The sequence below is a fragment of the Bradyrhizobium sp. 23AC genome, assembly GCF_054863025.1.
In genome coordinates this window covers 28,588-47,179 of sequence record NZ_JAVAYN010000009.1, presented here as the reverse complement: position 1 = coordinate 47,179, position 18,592 = coordinate 28,588, and the positions used below count along the sequence as shown (strand labels likewise).

Here is an 18,592-nt window from a genome sequence, read left to right as displayed (position 1 = left end):
GAACGTTCCGCAAACTCGCCGACTATTGTTTGAACAGACTGGCGTTTTCCCGCCTTCGAGGCTAGCGGCGGAACGGATAGGCGAACTGGCCCGCGATCTCCTTCGGCATGGTCGCTTCGTCCTTGCCGTAATCCTGCGGCAGTTTACCCTCGGGCATACGGAAGGTGCCGAACAGAACATCCCAGATCGGGAACGTGCCGGCAAAATTGGTGTCGCCGCCCTCCTCGAGCGAGGTGTGGTGCCAGCGGTGGAACACCGGCGTCGCCAGCAAATATTTGAACGGCCCGAAGCTCCAATTCAGGTTGGCGTGCACGAAGGCCGAATGGAAGGTCGTGAACGGGGAGAGCCAGACCATCGCGTTCGGGGAAATGCCGGCCATCAGCAGCACGACGTCGACGCCGATCGTGCCGAGCACGAGATTGACGGGATGGAAGCGGGCCGCCGAAATCCAGCTTATCTCCTCCGAGGAGTGATGGATCGCGTGGTACTTCCAGAACCCGCCGCCGTGGAACAGCCGGTGCAGCCAATACAGCATGAAGTCGGACAGGATCAGGAACAACCCGGCCTGGACCCAGAGCGGCATTAACGACAGCGGGCCGTGGCCATTGTCGTAGAAGGCGATGAGTTCGTCGGCGTCGTGGATGTTGAAGACGAGGCTCGCGCCGACGATCAGAAGTCCGATCCGCATGGTGCGGGCGAACACCGGAACGAAGAACCAGTAACAGATGTCGGTGACGATCTCGCGCTTGCGCCACCACGGCGCGCCGGCATTGCAGGCCCAGAAATGTTCGAGCACGGTGAAGACCGCAGCGAGCGCGAAGGTGATGGGGATCACCTTGACGATGGTCTCGCCGAGCATCAGGGCGACTTGCATGGGCAGGCTCGACATCGTCGCCTCTCTTGCGAATTCCAGCTCTGTTACGCCTACGCCGCTAAATTTAAGGGAGCGTGAAGCCGGCGCCGCGCCGACGGTACATCCGGAACCGGAACGAATTACAGGCGCCGCCTTAAGACGAAATTCACTCTGGGCCAAAGCATCGCGCAGCAAGCGGGTTTGCCCGATCGAATTAACTCTACCGAAAGAGCTCGGCTCTCATGGTCATCGGGTCAAAGACGGCGCCGAACGAGGCGATCCCCACCCCAGATGGAGTTATGTTCATGAAGAACTTGATTGCACGTTTCGCGAAGGATGAATCCGGCGCCACCGCCATCGAATACGGTCTGATCGCCGCCGGCATCGCGCTGGCCATCATCACCGTCGTCAACAACCTCGGCACCACGCTGAACGCCAAGTTCACCTCGATCAGCAGCTCGCTGAAGTAAGCAACCGACGAACGACGGCAAAAGCCCCGGATCTCCGGGGCCTTTGTTTTTCCGAAGACGGCGAGTTCCAGTGGCGTTGCGTAAGTACAGAACCGATGCCGCGATCGCGGCAAACGAGACGGCGGCTGCACAGGCCGGCTCGCCGCTCTATTGGGTCTGCCTTGCGCTGCTGCTTGCGACGGCTGCGCTCGGCGTGCGCATTGCCAGCCTCTGGTAATGACGCGTTCCGCGGCCTCAGCCGCGTGGGCCGCTTGCTGCCGTTGTCGGTTTGTTTAGCACTGCCGGCTAGCATCGCCCGACGCCAGTTCCCGCGGCAAACCCAGGCCTCAAGACGCAGCCCATGATCCTCGACCTTGCGCGCCTTCTGCTCTTCCCAGCCCTGATGGCGTTTGCTGCCGCGAGCGATCTCTTCACGATGACGATCTCGAACCGCGTGTCGCTGGCGCTGGTCGCCGGCTTCTTCGCGCTTGCCCTCGCCGGCGGTATGGCCCCTTACGAGATGCTCAGTCATGTCGGCGCCGGCGCGCTTCTTTTGGTCATCGCCTTCACCTGCTTTGCGATGGGCTGGGTCGGCGGCGGCGACGCCAAGGTCGCGGCCTCCGTCGCACTCTGGTTCGGCTTCGCACAACTGATGAACTTCCTGCTCTACGCCTCGCTGTTCGGCGGGGCGCTGACGCTGCTCCTGCTCCAGTTCCGGCAATGGCCGCTGCCCTACGGGCTGGCGGGCCAGGCCTGGCTCGCCCGGCTGCATGCCAAGGAGAGCGGCATCCCCTACGGCATCGCGCTCGCACTGAGTGCGCTGATGGTCTACCCGGAGACCGAATGGGTGAAGGCGATTGATCTCGCTCATCTCGCGCTGCGCTGAACACAACGGGTAAACCCGGCGTTAAGGCGATTTAGATACGCCTCATTAACCATGCTTTGACGAATAGCTGGTCAACTGCCGATTACGGCGGCGGCAGCGTCGCGGCGTTTTGTTGGAAAGTGAAGCGTATGAATAGGGCACGCATTGTCGTCCTGGCGGTCGCCATCTGCGCCGGCGGTGTCGCCGCGTACCTGGTGAGCGGCTCGGACAATTCTGCGCCGCCTCCGGCCCCGGTTGCGCAGCTTCCGACCGTCGACGTCCTCGTGGCCAAGAACGACATCGGTCTCGGCCAGACCGTGAAGCCGGAAGATTTGCAATGGCAAACCTGGCCGGCCGCGACCGCCAGCGCCACCTTCATCCGCCGCAACGAGCGTCCCGAGGGCGTAACCCAGGTGACCGGTTCGATCGCGCGCGCGCCGTTCATTCAGGGTGAGCCGATCCGCGACCAGAAGCTGGTCAAGGCCGAGGGCTCCGGATTCATGGCGGCCATCCTGCCCAGCGGCATGCGGGCCATCTCGACCGAAATCTCGCCGGAGACCGGTGCAGGTGGCTTCATCCTGCCCAATGACCGCGTCGACGTCCTGCTCACGCGCCGCCTCAAGAACCCGGACCAGGCCGCCGGAGGCCAGGACGTCATCACGTCCGAGATCATCCTGGTCAATGTGCGCGTCCTCGCCATCGACCAGGCCCCGAAGGAGAAGGACGGCCAGAACGCCGTGGTCGGCAAGACCGTGACCCTGGAACTCACTTCCGCACAGACCCAGGCGCTTTCTTCGGCCCGTCAGGCCGGAACGCTCTCGCTGGCGCTGCGCAGCATTGCCGACGTCAAGATGAGCGAGATCACGCTCGACGAATCCGCACAGAAGCGCGACGGCGTCTCGATCATTCGCTACGGCGTCCCGAGCTCGACGGCGAAAGCACGATGAGGACAGGCGACATGAAATGCAGGGCAGATATAGCGACGATGCGAACCTCCGTGGTCCGCGCCCTGTCGTTTTCGGCCGCCTTCGCGCTGGCATTCAACCCGGTGCTGACCCCCGTGGTCGCCGCCGACTATCGCCCCGGCGCGCCGGCCGCTGCCGACGGTCAGATGAACGCCCGCTTCCTCTCGCTCGGCATCGGCAAGTCCGTGGTGATCGACCTTCCGCGCGACATCAAGGACGTGCTGGTCGCTGACCCCAAGATCGCCAATGCGGTGGTCCGCTCGGCGCAGCGCGCCTACATCATCGGCGCCGCGCTCGGCCAGACCAACATCGTGTTCTTCGATTCTGCAGGCCAGCAGATCGCGGCCTATGACATCGCGGTCAAGCGCGACCTCAACGGCGTGCGGGCGGCGCTGAAGCAGGTCCTGCCGAATTCAGACATCCAGATCGACGGACTCGGCGACGGCATCGTCCTGACCGGCACGGCGGCGAACCCGATGGAAGCGCAGCAGGCCAATGACCTCGCCGCACGCCTGGCCGGCGGCGCCGACAAGGTGGTGAACTCGATCGTGGTCCGCGGCCGCGACCAGGTCATGCTCAAGGTGACGGTGGCCGAAGTCCAGCGCAACATCGTCAAGCAGCTCGGCATCGACCTGACCGCGAACCTCAACTACGGCACGTCGGTGGTGAGCTTCTCCAACTCGAATCCGTTCACCGCTCTCGGCCACAACCTCGTGGACGGCAACAATCTGACCACGAAGTTCGGCGCGGCGCCGTCGGTGCAGGCCACCCTGCGCGCGATGGAAACCGCTGGCGTGATCCGCACGCTGGCCGAACCAAACCTGACCGCGATCTCCGGTGAATCGGCAACGTTCATCGCCGGCGGCGAATTCCCGGTGCCGGCGGGCTATGCGTGCGATCCCACCACGCATGTCTGTACCACCCAGATCAGCTTCAAGAAGTTCGGCATCTCGCTCAACTTCACCCCCGTGGTGCTGAGCGAAGGCAAGATCAGCCTGCGGGTGATGACCGAGGTCTCGGAGCTGTCGAACGAGAATGCGATCACGCTGTCGCAGGCCGTGACCTCGACGTCGGTGAACTCGGTGACGGTGCCCTCGATCAGGACCCGCCGTGCCGAGACCTCGCTGGAAATTCCCTCCGGCGGCGCGATGGCGATGGCCGGCCTGATCCAGCAGCAGACCAAGCAGGCAGTCAGCGGATTGCCGGGACTGATGCAGCTCCCGGTCCTCGGCACGCTGTTCCGCAGCCGCGACTTCGTCAACAACGCGACCGAGCTGGTCGTGATCGTGACGCCCTATGTCGTTCGCGCGGTGGCGCCAAAGGACCTGTCGCGGCCGGATGACGGCTTCGCCCCGCCTGCGGATCCACAGGCCCAGCTGCTCGGCAATATCAACCGCATCTACGGCGTGCCCGGCCGGACCGAACCGGCCAAGAACTACCGCGGCACCTACGGCTTCATCACCGACTGAGGCGGAACGGGGACTTCACGATGATCACAAGACCACCCCAGCTTCGCAAACGCGCCATCCGTCTCGGTGGCGCGCTCGTCGGCATGGCGCTCGCGCTCGGCGGATGCCAGCATGACGAAGCCGTCACGGCCTCCATTCCCGACGACTACAAGCAGCGCCATCCGATCGCGATCGAGGAGCAAAATCGTTCGATCGTCGTCTTCGTCGGCCATGCCCGCGGCGGATTGACCGCCGCCCAGCGCGCTGACGTCATGGGTGTCGCATCGGCATGGTTGCACGAAGGTACGGGCGCCATCCGTATCGACGTGCCGTCCGGCACGCCCAATGCGCGTCCGGTCGCGGACACGATGCGTGAAATCCAGGCGATGCTGGCGGGAGCAGGCGTTCCGCCGCGCGGCGTCAACGTTCGCCCCTACCAGCCGGAAGACAAGCGCTTCCTGCCGCCGATCCGGCTCACTTATTCCAAGATCGCCGCGGTCGCGGGTCCCTGCGGCCTGTGGCCGGAAGACGTCGGCCCTTCGATGAAGAACAAGAGGTGGTTCGAGAACAAGGACTACTACAATTACGGCTGCGCCTATCAGCGCAACCTCGCGGCGATGGTCGACAATCCGTCGGACCTCGAGCAGCCGCGGCCTGAAACTCCGTCCTACACGCCGCGGCGCATCACCGCTCTTGAGAAATATCGCAAGGGTGTCACGACGACGACCACCTATCCCGAGGCCGACAAGGCCAAACTCAGCGACACCGGCAAATGATCAGCTACGCTCGCCAGACATACGAAGAGCAGCCGGACGCAGCTCCTCCGCCGGTCGAGGAGCATATTGCGCCCGCGCCGCGCGTCTCGGTCCAGGCCTTCTGCGAGACCGTGGAAACCGCCGCCGCGGTCCAGGCGGCCGGCGAAGACCGCCGTCTCGGCAAGGCCCATCTGAAGATCCAGATGGGCGGCATGGCCGCTGCAACCGAGGCCTACCGTTCGGCCCCGACGCCGAACGTCATCGTGCTCGAGAGCGACGGACGCAACGACCTGCTGGGCGGGCTCGACCAGCTCGCCACCGTCTGCGACGCCGGCACCCGCGTGGTCGTGATCGGCCGCATCAACGACGTCACACTGTATCGTGAGCTGGTGCGCCGCGGTGTCAGCGACTACGTGCTCGCGCCGGTCGGCGCGATCGACGTCGTGCGCTCGATCTGCAACCTGTTCTCTGCGCCGGAAGCCAAGGCGGTTGGCCGCATCATCGCCGTGGTCGGCGCCAAGGGCGGCGTCGGGGCTTCCACCATCTCCCACAATGTCGCCTGGGCGATCGCGCGCGATCTCGCCATGGACGCCGTCGTCGCCGATCTCGACCTCGCCTTCGGCACCGCGGGGCTGGACTACAACCAGGACCCGCCGCAGGGCATTGCCGACGCCGTGTTCTCGCCCGATCGCGTCGACACCGCCTTCATCGACCGCCTGCTGTCGAAATGCACCGACCATCTCAGCCTGCTGGCGGCGCCGGCGACGCTCGACCGGGTCTATGATTTCGGCACCGACGCCTTCGACGCCGTGTTCGACACCCTACGCTCCACCATGCCCTGCATCGTGCTCGACATACCGCATCAATGGTCGGGCTGGACCAAGCGCGCCCTGATCGGAGCGGACGACATCCTGATCGTGGCCGCGCCCGACCTCGCCAATTTGCGCAATACCAAGAATCTGTTCGATCTGTTGAAGGCCGCGCGCCCCAACGACCGGCCACCGCTCTACTGCCTGAACCAGGTCGGCGTGCCGAAACGGCCCGAAATCGCCGCCGCGGAGTTCGCCAAGGCGATCGAGAGCCAGCCGATCGTCTCGATCCCGTTCGAGCCGCAGATCTTCGGCTCGGCCGCCAACAATGGCCAGATGATCGCGGAGATCTCCGCCAACCACAAGTCGATCGAGATGTTCCTTCAGATCGCCCAGCGCCTGACCGGCCGCAGCGAGACCAAGAAACAAAAGTCGTCCCTGCTTTCACCCCTGATTGACAAGTTGCGGGGAAAATAAGCCGCCGCATGGAGTTGTTAAGTGTTCGGTAAGCGTAGCGGAACAGACACCGACCTTCGGGCGCCCAAGCCCGGCGCCGTGTCGCCCGAGCCTGCCCAGGCTCCGGCGCCGACGGTGTCGCGCGCCCCGCCTCCGCCGGCCGTCGCCTCGCCGCCGCTTGCGCCTGCCAAGGCGCCGCCGCCTCCGGCCATGGAGAGCCGGCGGTCGGACAATTATTACGAGGTCAAGGCGACCATCTTCGGCGCGCTGATCGAGGCGATCGACCTCGCCCAGCTCGCCAAGCTCGATTCGGAGTCCGCGCGCGAGGAAATCCGCGACATCGTCAACGAGATCATCGCGATCAAGAACATCGTGATGTCGATCGCCGAGCAGGAGGAACTGCTCGACGACATCTGCAACGACGTTCTCGGCTACGGCCCGCTCGAGCCGCTGCTGTCGCGCGACGACATCGCCGACATCATGGTCAACGGCGCCAACACCGTCTACATCGAAGTCGCCGGCAAGATCCAGCGCACGGGAATTCGCTTCCGCGACAACCAGCAGCTCCTCAACATCTGCCAGCGCATCGTCAGCCAGGTCGGCCGGCGCGTCGACGAATCCTCGCCGATCTGCGACGCGCGCCTCGCCGACGGCTCCCGCGTCAACGCCATCGTGCCGCCGCTGTCGATCGACGGCCCCACGCTCACCATCCGCAAATTCAAGAAGGACAAGCTGACGCTCGATCAGCTCGTCAAGTTCGGCGCGATCTCGCCGGAAGGCGCCGAAATCCTCCAGATCATCGGCCGCGTCCGCTGCAACGTGCTGATCTCCGGCGGCACCGGCTCCGGCAAGACCACGCTGCTCAACTGCCTGACCAACTATATCGAGCATGACGAGCGCGTCATCACCTGCGAGGACGCCGCCGAGCTCCAGCTCCAGCAGCCTCACGTGGTGCGGCTGGAAACCCGACCACCCAACATCGAGGGCGAGGGCCAGATCACCATGCGCGAGCTGGTGCGCAACTGCCTGCGTATGCGCCCCGAGCGCATCATCGTCGGCGAGGTTCGCGGACCAGAGGCATTCGACCTGCTCCAGGCCATGAACACAGGCCATGACGGATCGATGGGCACGCTGCACGCCAACAACCCGCGCGAAGCCCTGTCGCGCTGCGAATCCATGATCACGATGGGAGGCTTCTCGCTTCCATCACGCACCATCCGCGAGATGATCTGCGCCTCCATCGACGTCATCGTCCAGGCGGCGCGCCTGCGCGACGGCTCGCGCCGCATCACCCACATCACCGAGGTGATGGGCATGGAAGGCGACACCATCATCACCCAGGACATCTTCCTCTACGACATGGTCGGAGAGGACGCCAACGGCAAGATCATCGGCCGGCACCGCTCGACCGGCATCGGCCGTCCGAAATTCTGGGAACGCGCCCGCTATTACGGCGACGAGAAGCGCCTTGCCGCTGCGCTGGACGCGGCGGAAGTCGCGCCGAAGACGTGAGCAGGTCAGCATGAACGTGCAGGTCCTCGCCCTCGCATTCCTTGCCACCGCGGCGGTCGGCGGCATCGCCTGGGTCTTCCTCTATCCGCTGCTGTCCGGGGAACGAAAGGCCGAAAGCCGCCGCGCCTCGATCTCGCGCGCCGAGGCACCCACGGCCCGCCAGGCCGAAAAGACCCAGCGCTCGCGCCGCGAGCAGGTCGAGACCACGCTGAAGGATCTCGAGGCGCGACGCCTGCAGGAGAAGAGCGCTCCGCTCCCCGTCCGCCTGTCGCAGGCCGGGCTCGATTGGACGCCGCAGAAATTCTGGATCGTCTCCGCCGCCGTGGCGGGCGCGTTCTTCGCAGCCGCACTGTTCGCCGGCGGCGGCCTGATCGGTGCTGCCGGCCTCGCCTTTGCCGGCGGTTTCGGCCTGCCGCGCTGGGCACTGGGCTTCCTGAAAAAGCGCCGCGAGGCCAAGTTCCTGGCGGCACTGCCCGATGCGGTCGACGTGATCGTCCGCGGCATCAAGGCAGGCCTGCCCTTGTTCGAATCGATCAAGGTCGTCGCGGCCGACGCGCCCGAGCCGCTGCGCAGCGAGTTTCTGGCGATCATCGAGACCCAGGCGATCGGCATGCCGCTCGGCGAGGCCTGCTCGCGGCTCTATGATCGCATGCCGTTGCCGGAGGCCAACTTCTTCGGCATCGTCATCTCGATCCAGCAGAAATCCGGCGGCAACCTCTCCGAAGCGCTCGGCAACCTTTCCAAGGTGCTGCGCGACCGCAAGAAGATGAGGGAAAAGATCCAGGCTATGTCGATGGAAGCCAAGGCCTCGGCCGGCATCATCGGCTCGCTGCCGCCGATCGTGATGTTCCTCGTCTACCTCACGACGCCACATTACATCTCGGTGCTGTGGACCCATCCCACCGGCCAGCTCATGCTGGTCGGCTGCGTCGTCTGGATGGCGGTCGGCATCATGGTGATGAAGAAGATGATCAATTTCGATTTCTGACGGTGCAGTATGGTCCAGTTTCTCGTCGCGAAACTACATGACGTCCACTTCATGACCATGATGCTGGCGGCCATTGCCGCCAGCGCCACCGTCTATACGCTGGTGATGCCCCTGTTCGCCGGCGAGGGCCTCTCCAAGCGCATGAAGGCGGTGGCAAGCGAGCGCGAGCGCATCCGGCAGCGCGAGCGTGAGCGCCTTAACAAGAACGAAAAGGTCACGCTGCGCCAGACGCCGAAGCAGCTCGTCTCCAAGGTCGTCGAGGACTTCAACCTCACCAAATGGCTCGCGCAGGAAGCCGCGCGCGACAAGCTGATCATGGCGGGTTACCGCGGTCAGGCACCCTACATCACCTTCCTGTTTGCCCGCATGGTCGCGCCGATGGTGCTCTTCATCGGCTCGGTCGTCTACGTTTTCTTGATCGCGCATCTGCAGCAGGGCATGCCGATCAAGATCGGCATCTGCATCGGCGCCGCCTATCTCGGCCTCCAGGCGCCGATGCTGTTCCTCAGGAATGCGATCTCCAAGCGCCAGCTCTCGATCAAGCGCGCCTTTCCCGACGCACTCGACCTGCTTCTGATCTGCATCGAATCCGGCATGTCGGTCGAGATGGCGTTCCGGAAAGTCGCCACCGAGATCGTGGGACAGTCGATCGCGCTGTCGGAGGAATTCACGCTGACCACGGCCGAATTATCCTATCTGCAGGATCGCAAGGTCGCTTACGAGAATTTGGCGCGACGCACCGGGCTCGAGGGCGTCAAATCGGTCTGTCTCGCGCTTCAGCAGGCGGAGCGTTACGGCACCCCGCTCGGACATTCCTTGCGCGTCATGGCGCAGGAAAATCGCGACATGCGCATGAACGAGGCCGAAAAGAAGGCTGCCGCCCTGCCGCCGAAGCTGACCGTGCCGATGATCCTGTTCTTCCTGCCCGTGCTGTTCGTCGTCATTCTCGGACCGACGGGCATCAAGATCTCCGAGATGCAATGACGCAAGACCCGGGCCGCGCATGCGGCTCGCGGGCAGCTTTCAGGATGAGACGATAGAAGAGACGATCAGGTCTGATCAGTCGGGCTGGCTGAGCGAGGCGACCGGCGTCCGCTTCGGTGCGCCGCGGGGAGCGTCGCTGCGACTGAGCATCTCCTTGAGATAGGCGACGTTGGCCGCGGCCTGATCCGGTGGCAGATCTGCCTTCACGATGGTCTCGGCTTCGGCGAAGCGGCCTTGCAGACCGACGACAAGGCCGAGATTCTGCCGCACCCGAATGCTCGCACGCGGCGAGGCGTAGGCCTGCCGCAGCGCCTCTTCGGCCTTCGGAAGGTCTCTCGACAACATGTAAGACAGGCCGAGATTGGAGAGCACGCCGGGATCACCCGGTGCGATCTTGAGCGCGCTGGCGTAGTAGGAACGCGCTTCCTCGTGACGGCCCATCTGGTCCAGCGCGGTGCCCTGCACCGAGAGCAGGCGCCAGTCCGGATTGTCAGGCGAATGCGCTTTCGACAGCACGTCGTAAGCCTGCTGGAAATTGCCGTTGTCGGCGAGGGCGCGGCCGTATTGGGCGAGGAGTGCCTTGTTGCCGGGATTGGCGATGGTCGCCTGCTCGAGCACGGCGGCGGCCTGGGCGCGCTGACCGTTGGCGCGCAACGCCTGACCGTAGGCGAGCGCGGCATCGGCATCCTTGGGATTGGCGCGGTAGCGCTCGCCATAGACCTCGACGGCGCGCGCCGGATCGGTGGGAGCCGCCTCTGCCCGTGGTCCGCCGATCGAGCCCGTCACGTCGGAGAGTTTCGACATGCCCGTGCAGCCGCCGAGACCCATGGCCACCGCCGCGACCAGCGAGGTGGACGCAAGAAGCCGAGCAAGACTGAACCGTAGACGCATGACGCTTTGACTCTCGAGCCGATTGATCGAGCCGAACGCGCCAGCAATAGACTGTTAACCCTAACGGCCGGTTAACACGGCCCCCGGGCCGTGCTCTCGTCGATATTCCCGCTCGCAAGCGTCGTCAGGCTTGCGCGGTTGCAATCCAGCAGCAGCAGGTCGAAACCGCGCTCGCGGGAACGACCGTTCTCAACACGAGATACGAGATACGAGCGACGACGGTTTGGTCTCGCCCGATCAATATTCGATGGCAAGCCGTTTGCGGATTTCGTCGACGCGCCTGTCGAGCGCATCGAACCGCGCGTGGACCGAGCGGTCGTGGAGATAGAAGACGTAACCGCCGGCAAGGAACGCGAAGATCCAATGGTGATGCTCGACATAGCCGAAGATCGCCTCAACGGCCTCGCCAATGAATGTGACCACGCTCCACACAAATTCCATTGCATTTCCTCCCGGCGCGCCTTGTCGTCGGTCGCCTGATCTCCAACTCTGGCGACCGTTGCCGGAACCTAGCATGGCCCCCTCGCCGCGAGTAGCGGCTCGCCGAACGGTGACAGCAAAGCCGATTGCAGCGGCGGCGAAACTCTGCGAAGTCTCATCCATTCGCATGACCCGTTTGATCTGACGATCCGGACCCGCCAATGCCTTCTGTCTTCGAGACGTCGCCCGCCGCCATCCCGATCACCTTCGTCACCAAATCGAGCTGGGATCAGGTCGCCGAGGCGCTGCCGCCGCCGCAACGCGCGTTCGCCGCGGCATGCGCCTTCGCCGCCAAGCCGGGCGCCTATCTGGCGCTGCCTGCGCCCGACGGCGCAATCGCACAGGTGCTGTTCGGCCTCGAGGACGAGGGGGCGAGATCGCGCGACCTGTTCCGGCCCGGCGCCCTGCCCGGCCTGCTGCCGCCGGGGATCTATCGCTTTGCCAATGCACCCCACGATGCACGGCTGGCGGCGCTCGCCTTTGCGATCGGGCGCTACCGCTTCGCGCGCTACCGCAAGGCTGACAGGCCCGACGTCCGGCTGGTGCCGCCCGATGGCATCGATGCGGCCGAGATCGAGCGGATCGCTGAGGCGGCGATGCTCGCGCGCGACCTCATCAACACGCCCTCCAACGACATGGGGCCGGCGGAGCTGGCCGCCGCCGCGCAAGACCTCGCCGCAGAGTTCGGCGCAAGCTTCGCCTGCACCGTCGGCGATGATCTGGAGAAGGACTTCCCGCTGATCCACGCCGTCGGCATGGCCTCGAACCGCGCGCCGCGGCTGATCGACATCGGCTGGGGCGATCCCGATCATCCCAAGGTGACGCTGGTCGGCAAGGGCGTCTGCTTCGACACCGGCGGGCTCGACCTCAAGCCGTCGAGCGGCATGCTGATCATGAAGAAGGACATGGGCGGCGCGGCCAACGTCCTCGCGCTGGCGCGCATGGTGATGGATGCGAAGCTGAAGGTGCGGCTGCGCGTGCTGATTCCGGCGGTGGAGAACGCGGTCGCCGGCAACGCCTTCCGCCCGCTCGACATCTTCACTTCGCGCAAGGGCATCACGGTGGAGATCGGCAATACGGATGCGGAGGGCCGGCTGGTGCTCGCCGACGCGCTGGCGCTGGCTGATGAGGAAAAGCCCGATCTGCTGATCGATCTGGGCACGCTGACCGGTGCCGCGCGTGTCGCGCTGGGACCGGATTTGCCGCCCTTTTACACCAATGATGAGAGCCTTGCCGCCGACCTATCGCGCTGCGCGATGCAGGAGAACGATCCGTTGTGGCGCATGCCGTTGTGGCCGCCTTACGATTCCTGGCTGGACTCCAAGACCGCTACCATCACCAACGCACCATCAGGCGGCTTTGCCGGCTCGATCACCTGCGCGCTGTTCCTGCAACGCTTCGTCGATCAGGCCAAGAGCTGGCTGCATGTCGACATCTACGGCTGGACGCCGTCGGCAAAGCCGGCCCGTCCCGAAGGCGGCGAGTGCCAGGCCGCACGCGCCATCTACACCTTGCTGAGCGAGCGCTATGCATGATCCGCGAATAACCCCGGCGCGGGGCGACCTCGCCGCGAAATATCTCGAAGGCAAGGTCGAGGCGGATCGCTTCGTCACCGGCGAGGAATTCGAGGTGGTTGATCCGGTCGCGTCGGTGCGCGAGCAGCCGTCGTCGGGCGCGATGCTGATGACGGAGGCGCTGCGCGGCGAACGCGTCACGGTCTACGACCGCAACGGCGAGGGCTGGGCGTGGGGCCAGCTCAATGGCGATGGCTATGTGGGTTGGCTGCCGGATGCAGCGCTCATGAAACCCTCGGCGACGCCGACCCATGTGGTCAGCGCGCTGCGGACGTTCGCCTTCCCCGGTCCCTCGATCAAGCTGCCGCCGGCCGATACGCTCGTGATGGGATCCAGGCTGGCTGTGGCGCGCGAGGACGGCAGCTTCGCCGTGACGCGCGATGGACAATATTTGCCCAAAGCCCATCTCGCCCCGCTCGATCATCGCGAGCCGGATTTTGTGACGGTCGCCGAACGCTTCGCCGGCACGCCCTATCTCTGGGGCGGCAAAAGTAGTTTTGGCATCGATTGCTCAGGGCTCGTCCAGGTGTCGCTGACATCAGCGGGCATCGGCTGCCCACGCGACAGCGACATGCAACTGGCCGGTCTCGGCCGCGCACTGGAGCTGCATGAGCGCAGCAGCTTGCTGCGCGGCGATCTCATTTTCTGGAAGGGTCATGTCGCCATCGTCCGCGATGGCAGCACGATGGTTCACGCCAACGCGCATCACATGGCGACGGTGATCGAGGCGATCGAGCCTGCGATTGCGCGGATCAGGCAGGCCGGCAGCGAGGTCGTCGCGATCAAGCGGCTCTAGGGCCGTGGATCGAGGGGATCGTACCCGATCTTTGTTCTCGGGCATCCGAACAGGTTTCGGACGCGGTTGCTGACGGAACAAGCGCATTGGCACCGGCAGAATGGTTTACCTTGCGGCGCAGCTACGGAACAACGTTACATCTGAGGAGATTTGCGGAACGAAACGCGGCGTCAGTCTTTCTCTGGCTTTAGGAGGTGCCCATGAGTTCTCAAGCCAGAGAAGGCGCGTGTGCGTTCGCTTGGCGAAACTACTTGCTGCTCCACAGCGGCATCAGCGAGAACGACGACAGGCGTTCCGCCCTCTACAGCTACATCTCCAATCTTCGCGGCACCGGCGAGGATGATTTCGATCTCATGCAGATAGCCGCGGTCGCCTACTTGAAAAAGCTGGATGAATTGCATGACGACCAATGCGCGCGCCGCGCGGCAGATCAACTTCTGGCCGAGCGTTTGGAAGCAAGCAGTTCGCAACAGGACAGACAGCTTAGGTCATAACACCAGAGCGAAGGAGCGAACAGCATGGCAGACAACACCAATGCAAACCGTTTCGTGCCCGACCCTCAACGGCGCATCGCCGCAGCGACAGCAATCGGCATGAATGCCTTGAAGCCGATGATGCACTTCCAGGTCTCAATGCTGAGGATGTGGGCCGATAGTATCGAGAGGCTCGAGGCCAATTACGACAAGAAGCTGGAAGACACTGCGGCCACACTCGAGGAAGCGTCAGACAAGGAACGCGCCGCGTAACATCAAGGCGGGCTGCGCGGGCTGCCCCGTGCAGCCTGCTCCGGCGAAACGCTCCGGACGCCGCAATGTCGCGCGTCTGGAATGACGGGCTACGTCGCCACCGACCCGTTGCCCGCCGTCTCCAGCCGGAACGCCGCCGCGAACAGCGCGCGCGTGTATTCGGTCTTCGGGTTCTTGAACAGCTCGGCGGCCTGCCCCTCTTCGACGACCTTGCCGCCGCGCATCACGATCAGATGGCTCGCAAGTGAAGCGACGACGCGCAGATCGTGCGAGATGAACATGTAGGTGAGCTCGCGCTTGCGCTGGAGTTCGCGCAACAGATCGACCATCTGCGCCTGGAACAGCATGTCGAGCGCGCTGGTCGGCTCGTCCAGCACGACGAAATCCGGCTCCAGCACCACCGCCCGCGCGATGCTGATGCGCTGGCGCTGGCCGCCGGAGAATTCGTGGGGATAGCGATAGCGGGTATCGGGCTTCAGCCCGACGTCCTCCAGCGCCTTGACGACGCGCGCCTCGCGCTCTTCGTGCGACAGCTTCGGCTGATGCACCGAGAGACCTTCGGCGATGATGTCGGCGACCGACATGCGCGGGCTGAGCGAGCCGAACGGGTCCTGGAACACGATCTGCATGTCGCGCCGGAACGGCCGCATCTCCTTGAAACGCAGCCCCTGGATGTCTTTCCCCAGGAACACGATGCGTCCGTTCGAGGAGATCAGCCGCAGCAGGGCCAGCCCCAGCGTGGTCTTGCCCGAGCCTGACTCGCCGACCACGCCGAGCGTCTCGCCCTTGCGCACGGCGATGCTGACGCCGTCGACCGCCTTGATGTGGCCGACGGTCTTGCGCATCAGGCCGCGCTTGATCGGAAACCAGACCTTCAGATCGTTGGCGGACATCACCACCTGCGCATCCGGCTGCGGCGGCGCGGGATCGGGTTTCGGCTCCGCCGCGAGCAGGTCGCGCGTGTAGGGATGCTTCGGGCCCTTGAAGACCTGCTCGACCGGCCCCTGCTCAACGATCTCGCCGCTCTTCATGACACAGACGGTGTCGGCGATGCGGCGCACGATGCCGAGATCGTGGGTGATGAAGAGCAAGCTCATGCCGAGCCGCGAGCGGATCTCGGCGAGCAGCGCCAGGATCTGCGCCTGCACCGTGACGTCGAGCGCCGTCGTCGGCTCGTCCGCGATCAACAGATCCGGCTCGTTGGCGAGCGCCATCGCGATCATCACACGCTGGCGCTGACCGCCGGAGAGCTGATGCGGATAGCTCTTCAGTCGCGTCTCCGGCTCGGGAATACCGACCTGCGTCAGCAATTCCAGCGTCCGCCGGCGCGCCTCCGCATTGCTGGTCGGATTGTGCAGCTGGATGATCTCGCCGATCTGCGCCTCGATCGTGTGCAGCGGATTGAGCGAGGTCATCGGCTCCTGGAAGATGATGGAGATGTCGCTGCCGCGAATCTCCCGCATCTGCTGCTCGGATCGGTCGATCAGCTCCTGCCCCTTGAAGCGGATGCTGCCCGAGGGATGCGAGGCGTTCGGATAGGGCAACAGCTTGAGGATCGAGAGCGCGCTGACGGACTTGCCGGAGCCGGATTCGCCGACCAGCGCCAGGCATTCGCCACGCTTGATCTGGAACGAGACCTTGTCGACCGCGAGCGTGGTGGTGCCGCCCTGGTGGAAGGCCACCGAGAGGTCGCGCACGCTGAGCAGGGGTTGGTTGATCGCGTCCATCGGCTTACCTGAACGTCTTGCGCGGATCGAAGGCGTCGCGCACGGCTTCGCCGATGAAGATCAGGAGCGACAGCATGCTCGCGACCGAGAAGAAGCCGGAGAAGCCGAGCCAGGGAGCCTGCACATTGGCCTTGGCCTGCGATAGCAATTCGCCGAGCGAAGGCGATCCCGGCGGCAGGCCGAAGCCCAGGAAGTCGAGCGCCGTCAGCGTCATCACCGAACTCGACACGATGAAGGGCAGAAACGTCATGGTCGCGACCATCGCGTTCGGCAGCAGGTGGCGGAACATGATGACGGGGTTGGAGACGCCGAGCGCCCGCGCCGCCTGGATGTATTCGAAATTGCGTCCGCGCAGGAACTCGGCCCGCACCAGACCGACCAGCGAGACCCAGGAGAACAGCAGGAGGATGCCGAGCAGCACGAAGAAGCCGGGCACGAGCACCGAGGACAGGATCAGGAGAAGATAGAGCGAGGGAATCGCGGTCCATATCTCGATGAAGCGCTGGAAGATGAGATCGACCCGCCCGCCGAAATATCCCTGCACCGCTCCCGCTGCGATTCCGATGACGGACGAGACGATGGTGAGGCAAAGGCCGAACAGCACCGAGATGCGGAAGCCATAGATCAGCCGGGCGACCACGTCGCGCCCCTGATCGTCCGTCCCGAGCCAGTTATATTCGAGGTCGCGGCAGCTCTTCAGCCCCTTCTTCTCCACCACCGGCTTGCATTGCGCTTCCGTCAGCATCCATGTCGGCGGCGACGGCGCCGGTGTCGGCAGGTCGAGATTGTGGGTGTCGTAAGAATAGCGGATCAGGGGCCAGACGATGCTGCCGCCCTTGTCCTTGATCAGCTTCTGCAAATAGGGGTCGCGATAGTCGGCCGCGGTCTCGAAATCGCCGCCGAAGGTGGTTTCCGAATAGGTCACGAAAGCGGGCCAATAGAGCCGGCCGTCGAACTTGATCAGGAAAGGCCGATCGTTGGCGATCAACTCCGCGAACAGCGAGACCACGAACAGGGCGATGAAGATCCAGAACGACCAGTAGCCGCGGCGGTTCGCCTTGAAGTTCTGCCACCGCCGCCTGTTGAGCGGCGAAGGCGCGAAGGGCTTGCGCGTGATCGGAACGACCTCACCCAGCGGAGACTGGGTCGTGGTCTCGATCGGCGTCGGCGCGGTAACCGTCATCAGACCTCCCGCGCCTCGAAATCGATCCGTGGGTCGATCCACATATAGGTGAGGTCGGAGACCAGGTTGATCACGAGGCCGACCAACGAAAAGATGTAGAGCGTGCCGAACACCACGGGATAGTCGCGATTGAGCACGCTCTCGAAGCTGAGCAGCCCCAACCCGTCCAGCGAGAAGATAGTCTCGATCAGAAGCGAGCCTGAAAAGAACGCGTGAATGAACGTCCCGGGGAAGCCCGCGATCACGATCAGCATCGCATTGCGGAAGACATGGCCGTAAAGCACCCGGCCCTCGCCGCAGCCCTTGGCGCGCGCAGTCATGACGTATTGCTTGCGAATCTCGTCCAGGAACGAGTTCTTGGTCAGGAACGTCATGGTGGTGAAGGCACCGAGCCCCATGGCGATCAGCGGCAGCGTCAGATGCCAGAAATAATCGATGATCTTCCAGTACCAGGGAAACTGCGACCAGCCGTCGGAGGTCAGTCCGCGCAACGGAAACCAGTTGAAGAACGAGCCACCAGCAAACAGGATGATGAGGAGGATCGCGAACAGAAAGCCCGGAATGGCATAGCCCAGCACGAGAACGGTCGACGTCCAGGTGTCGAAGCGCGTGCCGTCCTTCACCGCCTTGCGGATGCCGAGCGGGATCGAGATCAGATAGGTGATCAATGTCAGCCAGATGCCGAGCGAGATCGAGACCGGCAGCTTCTCCTTGATCAGCTGGAGCACGCTGACGTCGCGGAAATAGCTCTTGCCGAAATCGAAGCGGGCAAAATTCCAAACCATCAGCGCGAAGCGTTCCGGCGCCGGCTTGTCGAAGCCGAACTGTGCCTCGAGCTTCTTGATGAAGTCGGGATCGAGGCCCTGCGCGCCGCGATATTTCGAGTTGATGGCATCGCCCCCCGCCCCGACCTGCCCGGGCGCGCGCTGTGCAAAGTCGCTGCCGCCCGAAATCCGCGAGGTGCCGCCGGTGTCGGCCCCCGAGAGCTGCGCGATCACGCGCTCGACCGGGCCGCCGGGCGCGAACTGCACGACGACGAAGGAGACGAACAGGATTCCGAGCAAGGTCGGGATCATCAGGAGGATGCGGCGGGCGATATAGGCACTCATGG

General features: G+C 64.4%; 20 protein-coding genes. 14 read left to right on the top strand and 6 right to left on the bottom strand.

Going from position 1 to position 18,592, the window contains the following annotated elements; translation table 11 throughout:
- Positions 1 to 61: 61 nt before the first annotated feature.
- Positions 62 to 889, bottom strand: coding sequence for a sterol desaturase family protein (locus tag RAD10_RS21920; protein ID WP_461619224.1), 828 nt, complete (start codon positions 887 to 889; stop codon positions 62 to 64).
- Between the two features lie 269 nt (positions 890 to 1,158).
- Here RAD10_RS21920 and RAD10_RS21915 point away from each other — a divergent pair, with 269 nt between their 5' ends.
- The 10 genes from RAD10_RS21915 to RAD10_RS21870 all read left to right on the top strand — a co-directional run bounded on the left by RAD10_RS21915 (position 1,159) and on the right by RAD10_RS21870 (position 10,084).
- Complete coding sequence (locus RAD10_RS21915; RefSeq protein ID WP_007599783.1) at positions 1,159 to 1,323, top strand: Flp family type IVb pilin; 165 nt, start codon at positions 1,159 to 1,161, stop codon at positions 1,321 to 1,323.
- A gap of 76 nt (positions 1,324 to 1,399) precedes the next feature.
- The gene (locus RAD10_RS21910; protein WP_461619325.1) at positions 1,400 to 1,540 is read left to right on the top strand and encodes a hypothetical protein; all 141 of its coding nucleotides are present in this window, start codon (positions 1,400 to 1,402) and stop codon (positions 1,538 to 1,540) included.
- A 123-nt stretch (positions 1,541 to 1,663) separates the two neighbouring features.
- Entirely contained in the window at positions 1,664 to 2,188 is a 525-nt protein-coding gene (locus RAD10_RS21905) for an A24 family peptidase (RefSeq protein WP_028142098.1), read from the top strand.
- Positions 2,189 to 2,316: 128 nt separating this feature from the next.
- On the top strand, positions 2,317 to 3,114 hold the full coding sequence (gene cpaB / locus RAD10_RS21900) for a Flp pilus assembly protein CpaB (protein ID WP_461619223.1): 798 nt from the start codon (positions 2,317 to 2,319) through the stop codon (positions 3,112 to 3,114).
- 11 nt (positions 3,115 to 3,125) lie between these two features.
- Complete coding sequence (locus tag RAD10_RS21895; protein ID WP_461619222.1) at positions 3,126 to 4,601, top strand: type II and III secretion system protein family protein; 1,476 nt, start codon at positions 3,126 to 3,128, stop codon at positions 4,599 to 4,601.
- A gap of 20 nt (positions 4,602 to 4,621) precedes the next feature.
- The gene (locus RAD10_RS21890) at positions 4,622 to 5,356 is read left to right on the top strand and encodes a CpaD family pilus assembly protein (protein WP_461619221.1); all 735 of its coding nucleotides are present in this window, start codon (positions 4,622 to 4,624) and stop codon (positions 5,354 to 5,356) included.
- On the top strand, positions 5,353 to 6,621 hold the full coding sequence (locus tag RAD10_RS21885; protein ID WP_461619220.1) for an AAA family ATPase: 1,269 nt from the start codon (positions 5,353 to 5,355) through the stop codon (positions 6,619 to 6,621). The genes RAD10_RS21890 and RAD10_RS21885 overlap by 4 nt, the downstream gene beginning before the upstream one ends.
- A gap of 21 nt (positions 6,622 to 6,642) precedes the next feature.
- Complete coding sequence (locus tag RAD10_RS21880; RefSeq protein ID WP_461619219.1) at positions 6,643 to 8,112, top strand: CpaF family protein; 1,470 nt, start codon at positions 6,643 to 6,645, stop codon at positions 8,110 to 8,112.
- A 10-nt stretch (positions 8,113 to 8,122) separates the two neighbouring features.
- Positions 8,123 to 9,100 (top strand): type II secretion system F family protein, encoded by a 978-nt coding sequence (locus RAD10_RS21875; protein ID WP_461619218.1) that lies wholly within the window; start codon positions 8,123 to 8,125, stop codon positions 9,098 to 9,100.
- 9 nt (positions 9,101 to 9,109) lie between these two features.
- Complete coding sequence (locus RAD10_RS21870; RefSeq protein ID WP_461619217.1) at positions 9,110 to 10,084, top strand: type II secretion system F family protein; 975 nt, start codon at positions 9,110 to 9,112, stop codon at positions 10,082 to 10,084.
- Between the two features lie 75 nt (positions 10,085 to 10,159).
- On the opposite strand, the gene RAD10_RS21865 is transcribed toward RAD10_RS21870, so the two are convergent.
- Together RAD10_RS21865 and RAD10_RS21860 are read right to left on the bottom strand one after the other, a co-directional pair.
- Positions 10,160 to 10,975: a tetratricopeptide repeat protein gene (locus RAD10_RS21865; protein WP_461619216.1), complete on the bottom strand. Its 816-nt coding sequence runs from the start codon at positions 10,973 to 10,975 to the stop codon at positions 10,160 to 10,162.
- 237 nt (positions 10,976 to 11,212) lie between these two features.
- A complete protein-coding gene (locus RAD10_RS21860) occupies positions 11,213 to 11,416 on the bottom strand; it encodes a hypothetical protein (RefSeq protein ID WP_091955935.1) in 204 nt (67 codons plus the stop codon).
- Between the two features lie 200 nt (positions 11,417 to 11,616).
- Here RAD10_RS21860 and RAD10_RS21855 point away from each other — a divergent pair, with 200 nt between their 5' ends.
- From RAD10_RS21855 to RAD10_RS21840, 4 genes are all read left to right on the top strand, one after another.
- Positions 11,617 to 12,990, top strand: a complete 1,374-nt coding sequence (locus tag RAD10_RS21855) for a leucyl aminopeptidase family protein (protein WP_461619215.1) — start codon at positions 11,617 to 11,619, stop codon at positions 12,988 to 12,990.
- Positions 12,983 to 13,825 carry a C40 family peptidase gene (locus RAD10_RS21850; RefSeq protein ID WP_461619214.1) on the top strand — a complete coding sequence of 281 codons (843 nt, stop codon included), beginning with the start codon at positions 12,983 to 12,985 and terminating at the stop codon, positions 13,823 to 13,825. Before RAD10_RS21855 ends, RAD10_RS21850 begins: the two co-directional genes overlap by 8 nt.
- Positions 13,826 to 14,025: 200 nt before the next feature.
- Positions 14,026 to 14,319, top strand: coding sequence for a hypothetical protein (locus RAD10_RS21845; RefSeq protein ID WP_461619213.1), 294 nt, complete (start codon positions 14,026 to 14,028; stop codon positions 14,317 to 14,319).
- A gap of 24 nt (positions 14,320 to 14,343) precedes the next feature.
- Positions 14,344 to 14,571: a hypothetical protein gene (locus RAD10_RS21840; RefSeq protein ID WP_461619212.1), complete on the top strand. Its 228-nt coding sequence runs from the start codon at positions 14,344 to 14,346 to the stop codon at positions 14,569 to 14,571.
- Between the two features lie 89 nt (positions 14,572 to 14,660).
- Here the strand turns inward: RAD10_RS21840 and RAD10_RS21835 are convergent, their stop codons facing one another.
- Genes RAD10_RS21835 through RAD10_RS21825 form a run of 3 tightly spaced genes read right to left on the bottom strand, consistent with a single transcriptional unit; the run spans position 14,661 to position 18,590 of the window.
- On the bottom strand, positions 14,661 to 16,298 hold the full coding sequence (locus RAD10_RS21835) for an ABC transporter ATP-binding protein (RefSeq protein ID WP_461619211.1): 1,638 nt from the start codon (positions 16,296 to 16,298) through the stop codon (positions 14,661 to 14,663).
- 4 nt (positions 16,299 to 16,302) lie between these two features.
- Positions 16,303 to 17,481: an ABC transporter permease gene (locus tag RAD10_RS21830; RefSeq protein ID WP_026202073.1), complete on the bottom strand. Its 1,179-nt coding sequence runs from the start codon at positions 17,479 to 17,481 to the stop codon at positions 16,303 to 16,305.
- Entirely contained in the window at positions 17,481 to 18,590 is a 1,110-nt protein-coding gene (locus tag RAD10_RS21825; protein ID WP_091955929.1) for a microcin C ABC transporter permease YejB, read from the bottom strand. Before RAD10_RS21825 ends, RAD10_RS21830 begins: the two co-directional genes overlap by 1 nt.
- Positions 18,591 to 18,592 lie beyond the last annotated feature (2 nt).

Coding starts and splice junctions, on each gene's coding strand:
- RAD10_RS21920 (WP_461619224.1), bottom strand. CDS start 889: ATGTCGAGCCTGCCCATGCAAGTCGCCCTGATGCTCGGCGAGACCATC.
- RAD10_RS21915 (WP_007599783.1), top strand. CDS start 1,159: ATGAAGAACTTGATTGCACGTTTCGCGAAGGATGAATCCGGCGCCACC.
- RAD10_RS21905 (WP_028142098.1), top strand. CDS start 1,664: ATGATCCTCGACCTTGCGCGCCTTCTGCTCTTCCCAGCCCTGATGGCG.
- cpaB (WP_461619223.1), top strand. CDS start 2,317: ATGAATAGGGCACGCATTGTCGTCCTGGCGGTCGCCATCTGCGCCGGC.
- RAD10_RS21895 (WP_461619222.1), top strand. CDS start 3,126: ATGAAATGCAGGGCAGATATAGCGACGATGCGAACCTCCGTGGTCCGC.
- RAD10_RS21890 (WP_461619221.1), top strand. CDS start 4,622: ATGATCACAAGACCACCCCAGCTTCGCAAACGCGCCATCCGTCTCGGT.
- RAD10_RS21885 (WP_461619220.1), top strand. CDS start 5,353: ATGATCAGCTACGCTCGCCAGACATACGAAGAGCAGCCGGACGCAGCT.
- RAD10_RS21875 (WP_461619218.1), top strand. CDS start 8,123: ATGAACGTGCAGGTCCTCGCCCTCGCATTCCTTGCCACCGCGGCGGTC.
- RAD10_RS21870 (WP_461619217.1), top strand. CDS start 9,110: ATGGTCCAGTTTCTCGTCGCGAAACTACATGACGTCCACTTCATGACC.
- RAD10_RS21865 (WP_461619216.1), bottom strand. CDS start 10,975: ATGCGTCTACGGTTCAGTCTTGCTCGGCTTCTTGCGTCCACCTCGCTG.
- RAD10_RS21860 (WP_091955935.1), bottom strand. CDS start 11,416: ATGGAATTTGTGTGGAGCGTGGTCACATTCATTGGCGAGGCCGTTGAG.
- RAD10_RS21855 (WP_461619215.1), top strand. CDS start 11,617: ATGCCTTCTGTCTTCGAGACGTCGCCCGCCGCCATCCCGATCACCTTC.
- RAD10_RS21850 (WP_461619214.1), top strand. CDS start 12,983: ATGCATGATCCGCGAATAACCCCGGCGCGGGGCGACCTCGCCGCGAAA.
- RAD10_RS21845 (WP_461619213.1), top strand. CDS start 14,026: ATGAGTTCTCAAGCCAGAGAAGGCGCGTGTGCGTTCGCTTGGCGAAAC.
- RAD10_RS21840 (WP_461619212.1), top strand. CDS start 14,344: ATGGCAGACAACACCAATGCAAACCGTTTCGTGCCCGACCCTCAACGG.
- RAD10_RS21835 (WP_461619211.1), bottom strand. CDS start 16,298: ATGGACGCGATCAACCAACCCCTGCTCAGCGTGCGCGACCTCTCGGTG.
- RAD10_RS21830 (WP_026202073.1), bottom strand. CDS start 17,481: ATGACGGTTACCGCGCCGACGCCGATCGAGACCACGACCCAGTCTCCG.
- RAD10_RS21825 (WP_091955929.1), bottom strand. CDS start 18,590: ATGAGTGCCTATATCGCCCGCCGCATCCTCCTGATGATCCCGACCTTG.